A 15,926-nucleotide genomic window follows, 5' to 3' on the forward strand; every position below is an offset into this window, starting at 1 on the left:
GGCCCCCGCGTTCTGGGGCATCGCCCTCTTCCGCTGGGACATCAACGTGCGCGAATCCGCCGTGATCGGCCTGGTGGGCGCGGGCGGCATCGGCGTCTCCCTGGAAAACGCCATGAACATGTTCCGCTGGACCCAGGTGTCGCTGGTGCTCCTGTGCATCTTCGCCGTGGTGGTGCTGGCGGAGCTCTTCGTCACCAAGATCCGCGAACGCATGATCTGAGGCCGCCATGCTCCCGCTCAGCCGGATGCCCGCCGAAACGCGGCGGGCCGTGCGCTTCGTGCTCACCGACATCGACGACACCCTCACCACCGAGGGCCGCCTGCCCGGCGTCGCCTACCAGGCCCTCGAGGACCTGCGCGGGGCCGGGCTGGTGGTGGTCCCCATCACCGGCCGCCCGGCAGGCTGGTGCGACCACATCGCCCGCATGTGGCCCGTGGACGGCGTGGTGGGCGAGAACGGGGCCTTCTACTTCCGCTACGACCCCGCCGCCCGGCGCATGATCCGCCGCCACCACCGCGACGCCGCCCAGCGCGCCCTGGACGCCCGGGCCCTGGAGCGGCTCAAGGACGAGATCCTGGCCGCCGTGCCCGGGGCCGCCGTCTCCGCCGACCAGGCCTACCGAGAGGCCGACCTGGCCATCGATTTCTGCGAGGACGTGCCCCCCCTGCCCATGGACGAGGTGAAGCGCATCAAGGCCCTCTTCGAGGCCGCCGGGGCCGTGGCCAAGATCAGCTCCATCCACGTCAACGGCTGGTTCGGCGACTACGACAAGCTCACCATGACCCGCCTTTTCTTCCGCGAGGTCCTGGGAGAGGACCTGGACGCCGTGCGCGAGCAGGTGGTCTTCGCCGGGGACTCGCCCAACGACGCCCCCATGTTCGCCTTCTTCCCCAACTCCGTGGGCGTGGCCAACGTGCTGGACCTCAGGGACCACATGGAGGCCCTGCCCGGCTACGTGTCCGGCGCACGCGGAGGCGAAGGCTTCGCGGAACTGGCCCGCGCCCTGGTTTCGACGCGTTGAGCGGGAACCGCCCATCGGCCTGTTGACCCGCGCCCCGAAGCGGCCTATCGCTCGAACATCGTTCCAGGCCCCCAAGCGTCACCGGCAGGCGTTCATGTGCGCGCGGGCAGTGCTTCCGGCCCCGCGCGCTCCGGTCCGGCACCTCCACCCCGGAGGCCCTGATGCACCCGCGCGCCATATCCCTTCTTTCCCTGGCCATGCCCGCCCTGGCCCTCATCGCCCTGGCCCTCATCGCCCTGGCCCTCACCCAGGCCGCGCCCCTGGCGGCCCAGACACCGGCCCGGGGGGACATCCTCCACTCCCCCTCCGGCGAGCTGAAGATCGAGATCAAGCGCATCCCCGAGAAGAATGAGGCCTGGCTGGTCTCGGGACGCGACGGGCAGCGGCGGCTGCTCCACCGCTTCCCGCGCGACCTGGACGCCGTCTTCTCGCCCGACGACAGCCGCATCGCCCTGGTGGACTGGGCCTCCAGCGACCGCGCCGAGGTGCTGGTGTTCGAGCGCCGGAGCGGCCTGGAATACGCCCGTCTCGACGTGGACGTGGACACCCCCGCCTGGAAGGCCTGCGCTCGAAGCTGCGGCGTGTCAGGCCCGGAAGCCTTCGCCAACCGCTACACTGCCGCACTTTCCTGGTCCGGAGACTCCGGGGCGCTGCTCCTGCGCCTGACGGGGATGTTGAACACCTGCGAACTGCTGAGCGGCTATCACTGCGTCTACGATCTCGGCGCGCGCAAGGTGGACCTGGACCTGAAGCGCATGAACAAGGCGGCCCTGGCCAAGCGGCCCTGATCCAGGCCTTGCCCGGACGCGGCAAGGGCGATCGCGCCGCAATCGCTGCTGGTCCCCTGCCCGGGGATATGGCAGGATGCGGATATTCAACGCTCCACACGTGATCACCGGCCAAGGCCCTCTCCTGGAACCGGACGACGGAGCATCGGCATGCGCAAGGTCTCGATCCATCGAATGCTCGCCGGCAGGCTCCTCACCGTGTTCGTCCTTCTGTCGACCGTGGTGTGCGCCTTTGATTATTACTACGAGCTTGAAAAAGTGGACGAGCGCGTCCTGGACCTGGCCCTGAACGAGTCGCGCCATTTCCTCTCCGACGAGGCCCACCGCCTGCACGAGGGCGAGATCGCCCGTCTGGCGGAGGACGCCCGGACCCACCTGGCATCCAGCCCGTTCATGGTCATCGAATTCTACGACGCCCGTCGCAAGCCTCTCGTTGAGGCCACCAAGCCCGAGGCCGCCGCCGTGGAAAAGGCCTTCAACAGGCTCGAACACCAGGACCTCCTGGCGGACTCGCCCCGCTACCGCAAGATCGAGCTCGACGGACGCCTCTACCTGCGCGTGGGCGTCCCGTTGCGCCCGGACGGCGAGCTGACCGGATACTTCGAGGGCATCTACGCCGTGGAGGACGCCGTGCTCGCGGCCATCCGGGAGCAGATGGCCGTCTCGCTGATGAAGGTCGTGGCCGTCGTTTTCGTGACCACCCTGGTGCTCTACCCCGTGGTCCTGGCGCTCAACCGGCGCGTGCTGGACTACGCCGGGGTGCTCCTGGAGGCCAACATCGGCTCGCTGGAATCGCTCGGCAACGCCGTGGCCAAGCGCGACAGCGACACCAGCGACCACAACTACCGGGTGACGCTCCAGGCCATCGCCCTGGGCCAACGCCTGGGGCTGGATCGGCCTGCGCTCCAGGAGTTGGTGAAGGGGGCCTTCCTGCACGACGTGGGCAAGATCGCCATCAGCGACGCCATCCTGCTCAAGCCCGGCAGGCTCACGGAGGAGGAATTCGCCGTCATGCGCACCCATGTGACCCACGGCGTGGACATCCTGCGCGACTATCAGTGGTTGAACGAAGCGGTGCAGGTGGTGGCCTTCCACCACGAGAAGTTCGACGGATCGGGCTATGCTCAGGGCCTCAAGGGCCGCGACATTCCGGCCGCAGCAAGGATCTTCTGCATCGTGGACGTGTTCGACGCCCTGACGTCCCGGCGTCCCTACAAGGAGCCGTTTCCTCTGGATCGCTCCCTGGACATCCTGCGCGAGGGTTCCGGCACGCATTTCGACCCGGAGTTCCTGAAGGCCTTTCTGCTCATCGCCCCGGGCCTGCACGCGGAGTTCCGCTCCCTGGGCGAGTCCGAGTTGCGGCCGCTCTTGCGCGCGCGGGTACGAGAACTGTTCGGAGAATCTGGTCCGGTGAGGTGAGACCGCCCTCGGGAAGCGAGCCCCTTGGCCCACACCCAGGAGGCTTCCGGGCGCGCTGGGAGAAGGGGGCGCAAGACCCTGAGACTGCAGACAAAGTCGGCTTTGCGGCTTTGCGGCTTTGTCAGCAGCCCTGCGCGCAGCGCAGCATGGAGCAGGGCGGCTTTGCCGCCCGTAAGCGGCTCTGGCAAACCCCGTCCTCGGGGTTTGTCATCACGCAGAGGGGCGCAAGCCCCTGTCACCCCGTGCAGACCCTGTCGCGCCCGGCGCGTTTGGCCTCGTAGAGGGCCTTGTCGGCGCGGAGGAGCAGGTCGTCGGCGGTGTCGGCCTCGCGCAGCGTGGCCACGCCCGCGCTCACGGTCTGGGGCCTGCCGCTCTCGTAGGCGCTGCCCTTCACGGCCAGGCGCACGCGTTCGGCCACCACCAGGGCCTCCGGAGTCCCCGTCTCGGGACAGAGGATCAGGAACTCCTCACCGCCCCAGCGGCCCAGCGTGTCCGTGGCGCGCAGACTGTTCTGCGCCGTGCGGGCCACGGACACCAAAATGCGGTCGCCCATGAGGTGGCCCAGGTCGTCGTTGACGGCCTTGAAGCAGTCCAGGTCGAGCATGGCGATGGAAAGCGGGCGGCCGTAGCGTCGGGCGCGCTCCAGCTCACGTGCGAACTGTTCGTTCATCATCAGCCGGTTGGGCAGCCCGGTGAGGGTGTCGGTGAGCGAGCGGCGGGCCAGCTCCTCGTTGTGCTTGCGCAGCCGCCAGTTCCACACCGCCGCCAGGACCAGCAGCGCCGCCGCGCCCGCGCCCAGCCGCCAGAGGAGCGTTTTGCTCACGCCGGTCTGCACGTTGATGGAGACATGCCGGTTGACGATCTGCTCGCGCTCCTGGGGCGTGATGGTGCGGATGGCCCGGTCGAGCACGTCGCGCAGCATGGGGTCCTCTTTGGCCACGCCCATGCGCAACTGGTTGACGTAGCCCGGCAGCTGCCCGGCGATCTTGAGGTTGAAGAGCCCTTCCTTCTTGATGGTGTAGGCCGCCACGATGAGCGAGCGCATGGTCATGTCGGCCTTGCGGTCCGAGACCATGGCGATGGCCTCCTCCTCGGTGTCGGTGACGAGCACGCGCAGGTTGGGGTAGTCGCGGCGGATGCGCTCCTCCATGGCGGTGCCCTTGGGGAAGACGATGGACTCCCCCGTGAGGCCCGCCGGATCGCTGATGAAGGCGTGCTCCTCGCGGGTGATGAACACGTTGGGGTCGCTGAAGAGGGGCTGTGTGAAGACGAGCCACTCCTCGCGCTTGGGGGTCTGGTTGAGGAAGCTCAGGACGCGGCAGCGGCCCTGGCGCGAGGCGTCCAGGGATTCGTCCCAGTCTTTGGTGCGCGTCAACTCGAACTCGATGCCCGCACGGCGGCCCACCAGGGCCACCAGGTCTGCTGCGATGCCCTCGTGCTGCCCCTGGGGGTTGATGCGCTCGAAGGGAACCCAGTCCGGGTCCACGCAGAGGGTCACGCGGCCCAGGGAACGGATGTAGGCCTGCTCCACCTCGGTGTAGACCTGGGCGAGGCAGTCGGCGGGGGCCAGGCAGGTCAGGAGGGCCAGGACCGCCAGGAGCGCGGCGGCGCGCAGGGAGAAGTGGAGAGAGCCACGCCCTCCGGCGGCAAAGCCATTGACCCGGGTGCGTTGCGCCGCGCGCGGGACAAGGGCGAGGAGCACGCGCGCGGCGAGTGAACCTCGCGGCGCGTAAGACAGGGCGCGCGGACAGACCTGTGTGGGCATGATTCCTTGTAGGGGACGGGGGGGAGGGAAGTCAACGAATGGGGATTTTCCACGCCCCACCACACTCCCTGGCAAGTGACCCAAGATACTAACTGTTCAATATCGAATGAATGAAAATTTCACATTTCAGTGCAAAGAAATTTTACAAGCACTCGATACTGTGAAAGGATATACGCCGGAGGAATTATATATGAGCAAACGTGTCCTGTACAACCATGCGGATCCAGTAGTAATCTTCACCAACATATTGAAGTGGCTATTCATTCCGTCCATAATAACCATCATCATATTCCTCATCCTGCTCCTGCGCGAGCCTGATATGATTGCACAAATTCTTAGAATTGACCTAGTTGTCCTGAAACGCGACGCTTCCGTATTGTATGTTCTCGACTTTTTCGTCATCATTTGCCTTGTTCTAGCAGCGTACTACAAACTAAAAAAAAGCGAATTGCTCTTTGAAAGTTCACATGACAAAAATGAATCAACAAAATACTACACATACATTGCCCAAAACCTCGACACCAATGTATTAAAATACAACTGCATAGGTGTTGTTTCGCTTTTTATAATTCTTGTTTCGCTGTATATAATTGTATACTACACGATGAGCACATACGAGTACCAGGTTAAAATAATCAAAGAAATCGTACCTACAGACAAAAGCACGCCAACAATCACCGCAATGTCCACACTGCTAATATCAAGGACGGCACTGATTGCAATATTCTCCATCCTCTTCATCGTCAGTATGCTCAAATTCACTATGGCATCCTTCAATCAGGCCATCATCTACAACCAACGGAAGCACGCCACACTCTACCTGATCCAAGCCACGCTGAACCATGAGAAGGGCATCCCACAGCATAAAATCATGGATGGATTTGAGCTGTGGAACATCAACATTCCAACGGCTCTCACCTCAAGCATCCTGCAAGAAAGTCATTCTGCAACCAAAAACAAGCAGACAGGTCGATTGCTGGACACGATTACCGACGCACTTGATGACTTCATAAAAAAGTACACAGCAAAATAGATTTGCCTGTTTGATCGAATCAAAAGGCGGCCCCTCGCGGGGCCGCCTTTCCATTTCTCACTTTCCTCTCACCGAAGGGCCATCCCTCCGGCCGCCGGGCGGGTATCGCCCCGACGTAACGCGCCTGCCTGCTACCAGGTCTTCTTGCGCTGATCTTCCAGGGCCTTGGCCTGTTCTTCCCAGTCGCTGAAGCCGGCGTGGTAGAGCGAATCGCCCACGGTCTTCTCCCAGTCCCAGGCGGCGTAGATCACCGGCTTGTGGAAGGCCGCGCGGAACTTCTCCAGCTCCTGGCGGTAGAAGCTCTCCTTGGGGGTGTCCAGGTGGTCGCGCAGCTGGCCGGAGAGGCGGGTCTGCTCGCCCTCGTACCATTCGTTCAGGTCCTTGGCGGTGTTGTACTTCTTCAGGATGTGCTCGTACTTGTGCGACTTGAGCAGCTCGTGCAGGCGGTGCAGGTGCTGCTCCGCGATCCAGCCGCCCAGGCGCGACACCGGGATGTTCAGGGCCTCCACGGCGGCCACGTCGAACTTGGTCTGATAGTAGGTGTCGGGCACCACCGAGGCGCTCACGATGCCCGCGATGGACACGAGGCCCCGCAGGATCAGGCTGTTGGACACGCCCTGGCCGCAGAAGCCCACCTTCTTGCCCATCTTCTGTCCGGTGAAGATGGTCACGAGGATGGCCCAGACCACGGCCGGGTCTTCCTCGTCGTAGATGTGCTTGAGGTTCGAGTTGTCGCGGTCGGTGGCCAGCACCATCTGGGTCATGTCGTTGGAGCCGATGGAGAAGCCGTCGAACTCCTGGATGAACTCCTTGGCCAGGATGGCGTTGGAGGGGATTTCGCTCATCATGTGCAGCTTCAGGCCGTCCTCGCCGGAGCGCATGCGGTGCACGCGGGAGAGGTAGCGGCGCATGGAGCGGGCTTCCTCGAGCGTGCGCACGAAGGGCAGCATCATCTGGAGGTTCTTGCCTCCGAAGATGCCCCGGGCCAGCTTGAAGGATTCGATCTCCCAGTCGTGGATGTTGCGCGAGACGCCGCGGTAGCCCAGCATGGGGTTGTCTTCCATGTGCTCGAAGAGCATGCCGCCCACGAGGTTGCGGTACTCGTTGGACTTGAAGTCCGTGGTGCGGTAGATGATGGGCTTGCCGTAGAAGGCCATGGCAAAGAGCGAGAGGTTCTGCGCCAGGGTCTGGACGTAGAGCTCCTTGCCGGTGCGGTAGCCCCGGGAGCGCAACTGCTTGGCGATGCGCCCGGGAAGGGTGCTCACCTCTTCCATTTCGCGCTGGATGCCCACCTGGCGGGCGATCTCGGCGCGCATGGTCTTGATCTTCTCCAGGGTCTCCACGATGAAGGGTTCGGCGGCCACGGCCTGGGCGCGCTCGGCCACGTGGGCCTTCACTTCCATGCGGCGCTTCACGGCGTCGGCGTGGGTGGAGGTGTCGTTGAGCTCCTCCCAGTAGCCCAGGATCACGGCCACGTGGTCGTCCAGGCTCACGGAGGTCTTGAGCACGTCCAGACGGCGGGTGGCGTTGCCCAGGTATTCGTCGAGCTTCTTGTCGAGCTCGCGCAGCTTGCGGTGGATGGCCAGAACCTCGTCGGTGCCGCGCGCGCCCTCGCGCTCGGTGAGATGCTCAAGCTCCTTGGTGAGGCCGGTGACCAGGCCCACGTACTGGCGCAGCTTGAGGTCCATGGGGATGTAGCCCGCGGACATCTGCTCCTTGATCACCTTGGTGAGGCGCTGGTCGTACTCGTGGAGCTTCTTGTCCACCAGCTGGTTGAGCACGCCCTGGTCGTAGGCTTCGAGGGCCATGGGGTGCACGCCGATGTTGCCCAGCATGAACTCGGCGCGCAAAAGGCCCACCTCGAAGTCCGGCATCATGCGCAGGCGCGAGAGGAAGAGCGCCTGGCCCACGTCGGCCAGGATCAGGCCCACCTTGGTCTTGGTTTCGGGCAGCTTGGAGAGGTCCATCTCGCCGCCCACGGCGATGAGGGGCAGCAGGCCCCGGTAGGCCACGCCGCGCGAGCCGTCCACCGTGACCTCCTGGCCGTCCAGGGAGCGCAGCAGTTCGGAGCGCTGGATGCCGATCACCGCCGGGATGCCCAGCTCGCGGGAGGTGATGGCCGCGTGGGAGGTGTCGCCGCCCACGTCGGCCAGGATGGCCGAGGCCACGCGCATGCCGGGCACCATGTCCGGGTCGGTGCGTTCGGCGGCGAGGATGTCGCCCTTGTTGATCTTGTTGAGCTCCAGGGCCGAGCGCAGGAACTTCACCATGCCCTGGCCCGCGCCGCGCGAGGCCCCGTTGCCCTCCAGGATCACCTCGGCGCGCACGAGGGCCTTGGGGTCCACCTCCATGCGGCGCATGAAGATGGTGTCGGGGTGCAGCTCGAACTCCTCGTTCCAGCGGGTCTCGGGGCGGGCCTGCACGAACCAGAGCCGCTCGGACTGGTCGATGCAGAACTCGGTGTCCATGATCATGCCGCCGTAGGCCACGGAGATGGCGCGCACGCCCCGGGCCACCTCTTCGGCCTGGGCCAGGGAGAGCGCCCAGCGGTAGGCCTCCAGCTCGTCCACGGGGACGATCTTGGTGCCGCCGCGCTCGTCGTAGATGATCTTCTTGTCCTTGAAGCCCATGAAGCGGATGACCACCTCGCGGGCGTCCTCGCTCTGGAAGACGAAGAGCTTGTCCGGGGTGACCATGCCGCCCACCACGGCCTCGCCCAGGCCGTAGGAGCAATCGATGGAGACGAGATCCTTGCGGTCGGTGCCGCGGCAGCCGGTGGCGGTGTCGGCGGAGAAGGCCGTGCCGGAGATCACCGGGTTGATCATGCGCATGAGGCACACCGAGAGGGAGGTGTTCTCGATGGCCCATTCCTGCTTGGCCTTCTCGGCGATGGAGTCGTCGCCGGTGCGTTCCGCCAGCTGCACGGCGTCGAGGATGGCCTCGCGGCGGTAGGTCATGGAGCGCAGGTTGTAGGCCGAGGAGCAGTCCCACTGGTAGGCTTCGACCACGCGGTCGTCGCCCACGATGTTCAGGTAAGTGTCCTGGAGGCCGGCGAAGGCCTTCTTGCGGGAGTCCTCACCGGCGGCGGAGGAGCGCACGGCCACGGGCACGTCTTCCAGGCCGGCCTCGCGGCAGATGTCCTGGTAGCCCTCGCGCACGGCCTCGGCCACGTCCAGGGGCAGGTCCACGCAGAGGATGGCCACCTGCACGAGCACGGAGCGCTTGCGCAGCTGGTCGATGCCTTCGGGGGAGGTGGCGAAGCCTTCCACCACGTTGTTCACGAAGGTGCGCAGCTTGATGAGCGTGGCCTTGTCCGGCTCGGTGGCCTTGACCTCCTGCGCCAGGGTGCGCACGAAATGCTTGAGAAACTCGGGGTCCTTGTTGACTTCCTCGCTGGTCCAGTCAACGCGGTTGTATTCGTGGTCGACGGTCTGGCGGATGAGCGCGGCGTTGACCTTGGTCTCGTCCAGGAGCTTGTGGAACGCCAGGGAGGATACGGCCCGGAACTGCGGGGCGCGGATGCCCTGGACCTGGCTGATGATGGCGGTGTTGTAGTTCTTGCCACCCACCACCAGTTCGGCCTCCTCGCCTATGGCCGCGATGTCGGCCCCGGTGAGGATGAGCTTCTTGGTCAGTTCCTTTTTCTCCTTGGCGGGGGCTTTGGGAGCGGCTTTAGCCATTCGTTTCCTCCTGGGAAGTCCGAAGATGCTTGTGCGGCCGGTTCGTCGCGGCTCGCGGGGGGTCGCGCGGGTCACCCGGGGGGCCGCCGCCGGGTCTGGAGCGCGCGGCGGCTGGGTCTCGTCGCGGGGCGGATTTTAGCAGGAAGAGGCGCGAGGGCTCCAGTATTTTCTTTCGGGGCCTTCGCGGGATTCCTGACGCATACATTTCACATTTTCAGCAAAACAGCCCGCTCCCCGTCAGGCCCCGGCCAGGGGCCGGGAATCCAGGCGGAAAGCGGCCGGAGCCGGCATTCCCGGCCCCGGCCGATCGTTAATCCTGCGTGTATTCCATGCCGTAGCCGCACCAGGGGCAGTAGTGGAAATCCTCCGCTCCCAGGGGTTCCTTGCAGCCGGGGCAGGCTTTGCCCACGGGGGCCAGCTCCACCAGGAGCTCGCCCTCCTTCACGGGCACCATTTTCTTGTCCTCGAAGTAGTCGGCGTTCTTGAGCACGCGCTTCACCAGGCCTTCCACCTGGGCGAGCACCGATTTCTCCTGCTTCATCACGGAGATGTTGAACATCGCCTGGCCGGGCTTCACGAAGTCGCCGGGGGAGACGTGCATCACCCAGAGGTCGCCGTTGCAGGGCGCGGCCACATGGAAGGGATTGTTGGGGTCGGCCATGGGCAGGTCCTGCGCGCCCTTGCCGCCCAGGGCCTCGGCCACCTTCACCTGATGGGAGAGGATCTCCGAGTCCAGGACGTAGCGCACCACGCTCATGCCCTGGTGGTCCGGGGCGGAGATGTCGAGCAGCGTGAAGGTGTGGGGCTTGCCGCGCGAGTCCTCGAAGAAGAGCTCCTGTCCGGGTTCCAGACCCTCGAACCACACGTCCAGGGGCAGGAGGTTGGGATCGCCGAACTTGGTGCGGAATTCGATGGTCTTGAGCGCATCGCCCGGATGGTTGAGGTACATCACGAACTCTTCCGGCGTGGGCTCGCGCTGGAGGCGCTTGGCCAGGGCCTTCTCCTCGGAGGGCAGGTCCACGTCCTTGAGCGAGGCCAGGGGCGAGTCGGTGGTGCGTTGTTCGATGGCGGCGCGCCAGTCCGGGCCGAAGGCGGACTCGTACACCCAGTCCGGCGGCCAGCCCAGGGGCAGCTTGCCGTACTTGCCCAGGAGCAGCTGGCGGAAGGCGTCGTTGGCGTCGGCGTAGAGCATGAGCCGGTCGGCCTTGCAGGCCTGGGTGACGCACTCGTCGGGGTGCATGCTGGTGGCGTCGAGCACTTCGAGCATGTCGCGCACGGCGCGCTCCCCGCCGCGCTTGTAGGCCCCGGTGACGGCCAGGAAGGCCGTGTTCCAGGTGATCTGGGAGCCGGGCGTGACGTCGTGGTAGCGCACGATGCGCCGCGTGCCGGCCAGGAACTTGAGCATGTAGGGCAGCAGGTGGATGTAGCCCTGCTTGAGCGCTCCCTCCTGGCTGGAGCTGGTGGCCCCGCCGGGCATGCCGTGCTCCACCACGTCGTAGTCGATGCCCTGGAAGTAGGGGGCGGTGTAGCGGTCGTAGTAGGGCATGACCTGCTTGAGCACGAAGCCGCAGGTGCGGATCATCTCCTTGTTCAGGCTGGTCTTGAGGCCCAGTTCGTCTTCCAGGTAGGCCGCCGTGGAGAGCACCTCGCCCTGGCCGTACCAGCGCACGCTGGCGCCGATGGCCGTGTCCACGATGTGCGCCCCGGCCTTGGCCGCCGCGCCCACGGCGGGCACGAAGAGGCCGTCGGTGTAGTGTCGGTGGTAGTCAACAACCAGGTCGGGGTACTTGTCGCGGATGGCCGCCACGAGGGCCGAGACGAAGCGCGGCGGGCACATGCCGGCCATGTCCTTGAGCGCCAGGATGATGATCTTCGAGACCTTCTTCTTGGAGAGCCCGGCCACCTTGGCGCAGCACTCCAGGATGTCTTCGAGCACGCCCATGTAGTGGTGCACGTCGAAGCCCTTGGCCCAGGAGAGGGAGATGGCGGGCTGGAAGACGTTGCCCTTGGAATTGAGCGCCACCTCCGCGAAGGGCTGCATGTTCTCGATGTGGTTCAGGAAGTCGAAGCAGCGGATGATGTCGTAGTGTTCGCAGATCATCTCGCCGGTCAGGCGCATGAGGTTGCGCGGCTGGGGCTTGTAGCCCAGCACGTTGGTGGAGCGGATGAGTATCTGCTTGCAGGTTTTGGGGGCGAAGCAGTTCCACTGCTCCCCTTCGGTGAAGGGGTAGGTCATGTTGGCCATCATGGCCACGTGGAAGTGCGCGCCGCCGCCGTTCTCCAGGGAGAGGAAGCCGCAGTTGTCCAGATAGGGGCCGATGAGGGCGTCCTCGGCCAGGCGGAAGCGGTTGCCGGAGTTGGACTGGGTGATGTCGCGGGTGGTGGTGTCCACGAAGTGGACGAGCCCCGAGTCGCGGATCTGGTCCAGCAGGGCCTGGCGGTCGCCCCTGGGGTAGGGAGGCTTCCAGGCCTTGCGGTCGAACACGGGCATGGCCGGGGTGAAGCGGCCCAGGCGCTTGTCGGCGCGCCCCCGGTATTCGCCCAGCTGCACGTGGGGGTTGTAGCCCTTGGCGGAGATTTCGCTCACCAGCTTGGAGAGGCGCAGGGCCTCGGGTTCCACGTCGTGGTATTCAAGAAGCTCGGGAGCGGTGGCGATGAAGTTGGTGTCGTAGTCGCCCGAGCGGAAGCGCGGGTGGTTGATCACCTGGAGGTGGAAGGGGATGGTGGTCTTGGGGCCGCCCACGATGTATTCGCGCAGCGCCCTGTCCATGGTGCCCAGCACCTTCTCCCAGGAGCGGCCGTAGGCCATGAGCAGCGCTCCGGCCGAGTCGTACTGGGAGGGGAATTCGTAGCCCGCCGAGATGCAGGAGTCCAGGCGCACGCCGGGGCCGCCGGGCGAGATGTAGCGCGTGATGAGTCCGGCGTTGGGGGTGAAGCCCTGGCGCGGGTCTTCGCAGTTGATGCGCACCTGCACGCACCAGTTGAAGGGCTTGGCGTTGGTCTTGGAGTAGCGCAGCTTCCCGCCGAAGGCCACGGAGATCTGCTCCTCCACCAGGTCGATGCCGTAGCGGCACTCGGTGATGCCGTGCTCCACCTGGAGGCGGGTGTTCACCTCGATGAGGTAAGGGGTGCCGTCGGGCTCCACCAAGAATTCCACGGTGGCGAGGGAGTAATACCCCACGTGCTTGACGAGCTTCTCGGCCCACTCCTTGAGCTGTTCGCGCAGCTCGGCGGTCATGCCCTTCCAGGGGGAGGGGGTGATCTCCACGAGCTTCTGGTGGTTGCGCTGCACGGTGCAGTCGCGCTCGTCCAGGGCCAGGACGTTGCCGTGCTTGTCGGCGACGACCTGGATCTCGATGTGGCGCACGCTGCGCAGGTACTTCTCCACATAGAGGCGCGGGTTGCCGAAGCTGGCCTGGGCCAGCGCCGAGGCCTTGGAGAAGGCTTCCTCCAGCTGTTTGGGCTCGTGCACCACATAGATGCCGCGCCCGCCGCCGCCGCCTTCGGCCTTGAGCATGATGGGGAAGGTGATCTGGCTTGCGATCTCGCGGGCTTCGGGCACGCTCACCGCGCCCTCGGAGCCAGGCACCACGGGGATGCCCAGGTCCTTGGCCACGTTGCGCACGGCCACCTTGTTGCCCAGGAGGTTCATGGCCTCGGAGGTGGGGCCGATGAACACGATGCCGGCCTCGGCGCACTTGGCGGGGAAGGTGTGGTCCTCGGAGGCGAAGCCCCAGCCGGGGTGGATGGCCGCGATGCGCCGGGCCTTGGCCTCGCGGATGATGAGATCGATGTCCAGGTAGGCTCTGGGGTCTTCGCCCAGGAGGATCAGTTCGCGGGCGCCGGCCACGGAGGGGGAGGTCATGTCCACCTTGGTGGCGGTGAGCACGGGCACGGCGTGGAAGCGCTCGCGGATGGAGCGCAGCACCCTGCGGGCCGTGATGCCCCGGTTGGCGACAAGAATCTTCTTGCCCTGGATTTCCTTGAGAACGTCGTTGAAGGTCTTAACGCCCATGGGAGATGTACCTAACCTGGATGCTTGGGCGGTCACCCGTTCAGGCCCGCCAGATGCTGCCGGAGGTGAGAAGCCGTTCGCCCGCCCCGTCGGCGGGCTTGACCCGAAGCGCCCCGTCCGGGGCCAGGCCCAGGATGCGTCCCGTCCAGGGCGGCTCGGAGCCGTCGCGCACGAGAACCTCCTGGCCAAGCCAGCACAGACGCGAGGACGTACGCGCCGCGGCCTGTCCGGGGCTTCCTTGGGAAAGTTCGGCAAGATAGCCTGTTTTCACAAAATCCACAAGAGCGGACCACAGGGACACCGGCGTGGAGGCGACCCCCAGCCCGGCCAGGCTCCCAGCAGGGACAGCATGCCCGTTGCGCAGGAACGAGGGGTCCGGCGCGGCGTGCAGGTTCACCCCGATTCCGGCCAGCGTGACGCCCTTGCGCTCCTCCACGAGCATGCCGCACACCTTGAGGCCGCCACAGACCACGTCGTTGGGCCATTTCAGGCAGGCCTCGACGCCCAGCCCCGCGAGGAACTCGCACGTCAGCCGCCCCAGGATCAGCGGCGTGAGCGTGTCGAAGGCCTGGGGCACGGGCGGGAGCACCAGCGCGCCGTAGACGTTGCCGGGCGGGGAGTCCCACGGGCGGCGGAGCTGACCGCGCCCGGACCACTGCGACACGGCCAGCACGGAATCCCATGCATCGAGCAGTCCGTTTTCGGCCAGCGGGCGCGCCACGTCCAACGACGAGGAACACCGCCCGCAGACCACCACGGTCCCCTCGCCGCGAGTCCGCGAAACCCACCACGATTCCGCGTCGCACGTCGTGCACCAGGGGACCGATTCCTCTTGCCAAGGCGCAAGTCCGCGCGCATCCTCGGCCCAGGCGGGGTGGCTGGCTGCCAGGCGCTCTGGATCGAGAGGACAGGCGAGTTCCTCGCGTCCCTTGGCCCACAGCAGAACGCCCGGTCCCGGAACGCGGGGACCTTGACATTGCATCACGGAAGGGAAACCTCCATGCGAATCCACCTGGTCGGCGGCGCGGTGCGAGACATCCTGCTCGGCAGGCCGCTGGCCGACCGTGACTATCTGATCGAAGACGCTGCCCAAAGCGACTTTCAGGGTCGGTATCCCACGGCCCGGCTGGTCGGCAAGTCCTTTCCGGTGTTCCTCCTGGACGGGGCCGAATACGCCTGGCCGCGCGGGGGGTCCCTGGAAGCCGACCTGGCCCTGCGCGACCTCACCGTCAACGCCCTGGCCCTGGACGAGCGGGGCGTGCTCCACGCCCATCCCCGCGCCCTCTCCGACCTCCAGGCCCGGGTGCTGCGCCCCTGCTCGCCCACGTCCCTCTCCGACGACCCCCTGCGCGTGTTCCGCGCCGCGCGCTTCGCGGCGCAACTCGCGGACTTCGCCCCCGCGCCCGAGTTGCTCGAACAGATGCGCGCCCTGGCCGGATCGGCGGCCCTGGGGGCGCTGGCGGCCGAGCGCGTCGGCCGCGAACTGGTGAAGGCGCTCGCCGCGCCCAGGCCCTCGCGATTCCTCGAACTGCTGGAGGCCACGGGCTGCCTCCTCCCGTGGATGCCCGAGCTGGAGGCCTGCCGGGGCGTCCCCGCCGGGCCGCCCCGCTGGCACGACAAGGACGTGCTGGGCCACCTGCGCGACGTGATGGATCGCGCCGCAGGCGACCCCCTGGACGCCTGGATGGCCCTGACGCACGACCTGGGCAAGGCCGCCACGCCGGGCGACATCCTCCCGGCCCATCACGGGCACGAGCAGGCCGGAGCCGACCCGGCGCGCGCCCTGGGCCTGCGCCTGCGCCTCTCCACGGCCTATGTGGAGGCAGGGGAGACGGCCGCGCGCGAGCACATGGCCGCCAGGCGCTACCTCGAACTTCGCCCCGGCACGCGCGTGGACCTGCTCATGCGCCTGGAGGCCCGGGGCCTGACCACCCGGGTCTTCCGCCTGGCCGAGGCCGACGCGGCGGGACGCCCCGGAGCGCCCGCTCCGGGAGAGCTGTTGCGCCTTGCCCGGCGCGACCTGCGGGCCGTCCGCAAGGTGACCCTGCCCCCCGAACTGCGCGACCTGGGCGAGCGCTCCGGCGAGGCCCTGCGGCAGCTGCGCTGCGAGGCCCTGGCACGGACGCTCCGGAACCCTGCGAACGCCGCGTTGCCGGACGCCTCCGACTCGGCTACAGTGCCGCCCGGCTCGTGAAGCCGATCAC

At 66.3% G+C, this 15,926-nt stretch carries 10 protein-coding genes; 6 read left to right on the top strand and 4 right to left on the bottom strand.

Features of this window, described 5'->3' with window-relative positions:
* From ACV4UX_RS06780 to ACV4UX_RS06795, 4 genes are all read left to right on the top strand, one after another.
* Positions 1-220 (top strand): PhnE/PtxC family ABC transporter permease (locus tag ACV4UX_RS06780; protein WP_491592557.1); only part of this gene is annotated, 220 nt, incomplete at its 5' end.
* A 7-nt stretch (positions 221-227) separates the two neighbouring features.
* A complete protein-coding gene (locus ACV4UX_RS06785) occupies positions 228-1,022 on the top strand; it encodes an HAD-IIB family hydrolase (RefSeq protein ID WP_491592558.1) in 795 nt (264 codons plus the stop codon).
* Between the two features lie 161 nt (positions 1,023-1,183).
* Complete coding sequence (locus ACV4UX_RS06790; protein ID WP_491592559.1) at positions 1,184-1,810, top strand: hypothetical protein; 627 nt, start codon at positions 1,184-1,186, stop codon at positions 1,808-1,810.
* A 150-nt stretch (positions 1,811-1,960) separates the two neighbouring features.
* Positions 1,961-3,229: an HD-GYP domain-containing protein gene (locus tag ACV4UX_RS06795; RefSeq protein ID WP_491592560.1), complete on the top strand. Its 1,269-nt coding sequence runs from the start codon at positions 1,961-1,963 to the stop codon at positions 3,227-3,229.
* A gap of 235 nt (positions 3,230-3,464) precedes the next feature.
* On the opposite strand, the gene ACV4UX_RS06800 is transcribed toward ACV4UX_RS06795, so the two are convergent.
* A complete protein-coding gene (locus ACV4UX_RS06800) occupies positions 3,465-4,994 on the bottom strand; it encodes a diguanylate cyclase (protein ID WP_491592561.1) in 1,530 nt (509 codons plus the stop codon).
* Between the two features lie 106 nt (positions 4,995-5,100).
* On the opposite strand from ACV4UX_RS06800, the gene ACV4UX_RS06805 reads away from it, so the two are divergent.
* A complete protein-coding gene (locus tag ACV4UX_RS06805; RefSeq protein ID WP_491592562.1) occupies positions 5,101-6,027 on the top strand; it encodes a hypothetical protein in 927 nt (308 codons plus the stop codon).
* A gap of 131 nt (positions 6,028-6,158) precedes the next feature.
* Here ACV4UX_RS06805 and ACV4UX_RS06810 read toward each other — a convergent pair whose 3' ends face one another.
* From ACV4UX_RS06810 to ACV4UX_RS06820, 3 genes are all read right to left on the bottom strand, one after another.
* Positions 6,159-9,707 carry a PEP/pyruvate-binding domain-containing protein gene (locus ACV4UX_RS06810; protein ID WP_491592563.1) on the bottom strand — a complete coding sequence of 1,183 codons (3,549 nt, stop codon included), beginning with the start codon at positions 9,705-9,707 and terminating at the stop codon, positions 6,159-6,161.
* Between the two features lie 310 nt (positions 9,708-10,017).
* Complete coding sequence (locus ACV4UX_RS06815) at positions 10,018-13,722, bottom strand: pyruvate carboxylase (protein WP_491592564.1); 3,705 nt, start codon at positions 13,720-13,722, stop codon at positions 10,018-10,020.
* Between the two features lie 40 nt (positions 13,723-13,762).
* Positions 13,763-14,479, bottom strand: a complete 717-nt coding sequence (locus ACV4UX_RS06820; protein ID WP_491592565.1) for a biotin--[acetyl-CoA-carboxylase] ligase — start codon at positions 14,477-14,479, stop codon at positions 13,763-13,765.
* A gap of 243 nt (positions 14,480-14,722) precedes the next feature.
* On the opposite strand from ACV4UX_RS06820, the gene ACV4UX_RS06825 reads away from it, so the two are divergent.
* On the top strand, positions 14,723-15,916 hold the full coding sequence (locus ACV4UX_RS06825; RefSeq protein WP_491592566.1) for a tRNA nucleotidyltransferase/poly(A) polymerase-related protein: 1,194 nt from the start codon (positions 14,723-14,725) through the stop codon (positions 15,914-15,916).
* Positions 15,917-15,926 lie beyond the last annotated feature (10 nt).

This window comes from Fundidesulfovibrio sp., assembly GCF_058402725.1.

Excerpts from the sequence above, each read along its gene's own strand:
- ACV4UX_RS06795 (WP_491592560.1), top strand. The coding sequence starts at position 1,961 with ATGCGCAAGGTCTCGATCCATCGAATGCTCGCCGGCAGGCTCCTCACC.
- ACV4UX_RS06800 (WP_491592561.1), bottom strand. The coding sequence starts at position 4,994 with ATGCCCACACAGGTCTGTCCGCGCGCCCTGTCTTACGCGCCGCGAGGT.
- ACV4UX_RS06815 (WP_491592564.1), bottom strand. The coding sequence starts at position 13,722 with ATGGGCGTTAAGACCTTCAACGACGTTCTCAAGGAAATCCAGGGCAAG.
- ACV4UX_RS06790 (WP_491592559.1), top strand. The coding sequence starts at position 1,184 with ATGCACCCGCGCGCCATATCCCTTCTTTCCCTGGCCATGCCCGCCCTG.
- ACV4UX_RS06785 (WP_491592558.1), top strand. The coding sequence starts at position 228 with ATGCTCCCGCTCAGCCGGATGCCCGCCGAAACGCGGCGGGCCGTGCGC.
- ACV4UX_RS06810 (WP_491592563.1), bottom strand. The coding sequence starts at position 9,707 with ATGGCTAAAGCCGCTCCCAAAGCCCCCGCCAAGGAGAAAAAGGAACTG.
- ACV4UX_RS06805 (WP_491592562.1), top strand. The coding sequence starts at position 5,101 with ATGAATGAAAATTTCACATTTCAGTGCAAAGAAATTTTACAAGCACTC.
- ACV4UX_RS06825 (WP_491592566.1), top strand. The coding sequence starts at position 14,723 with ATGCGAATCCACCTGGTCGGCGGCGCGGTGCGAGACATCCTGCTCGGC.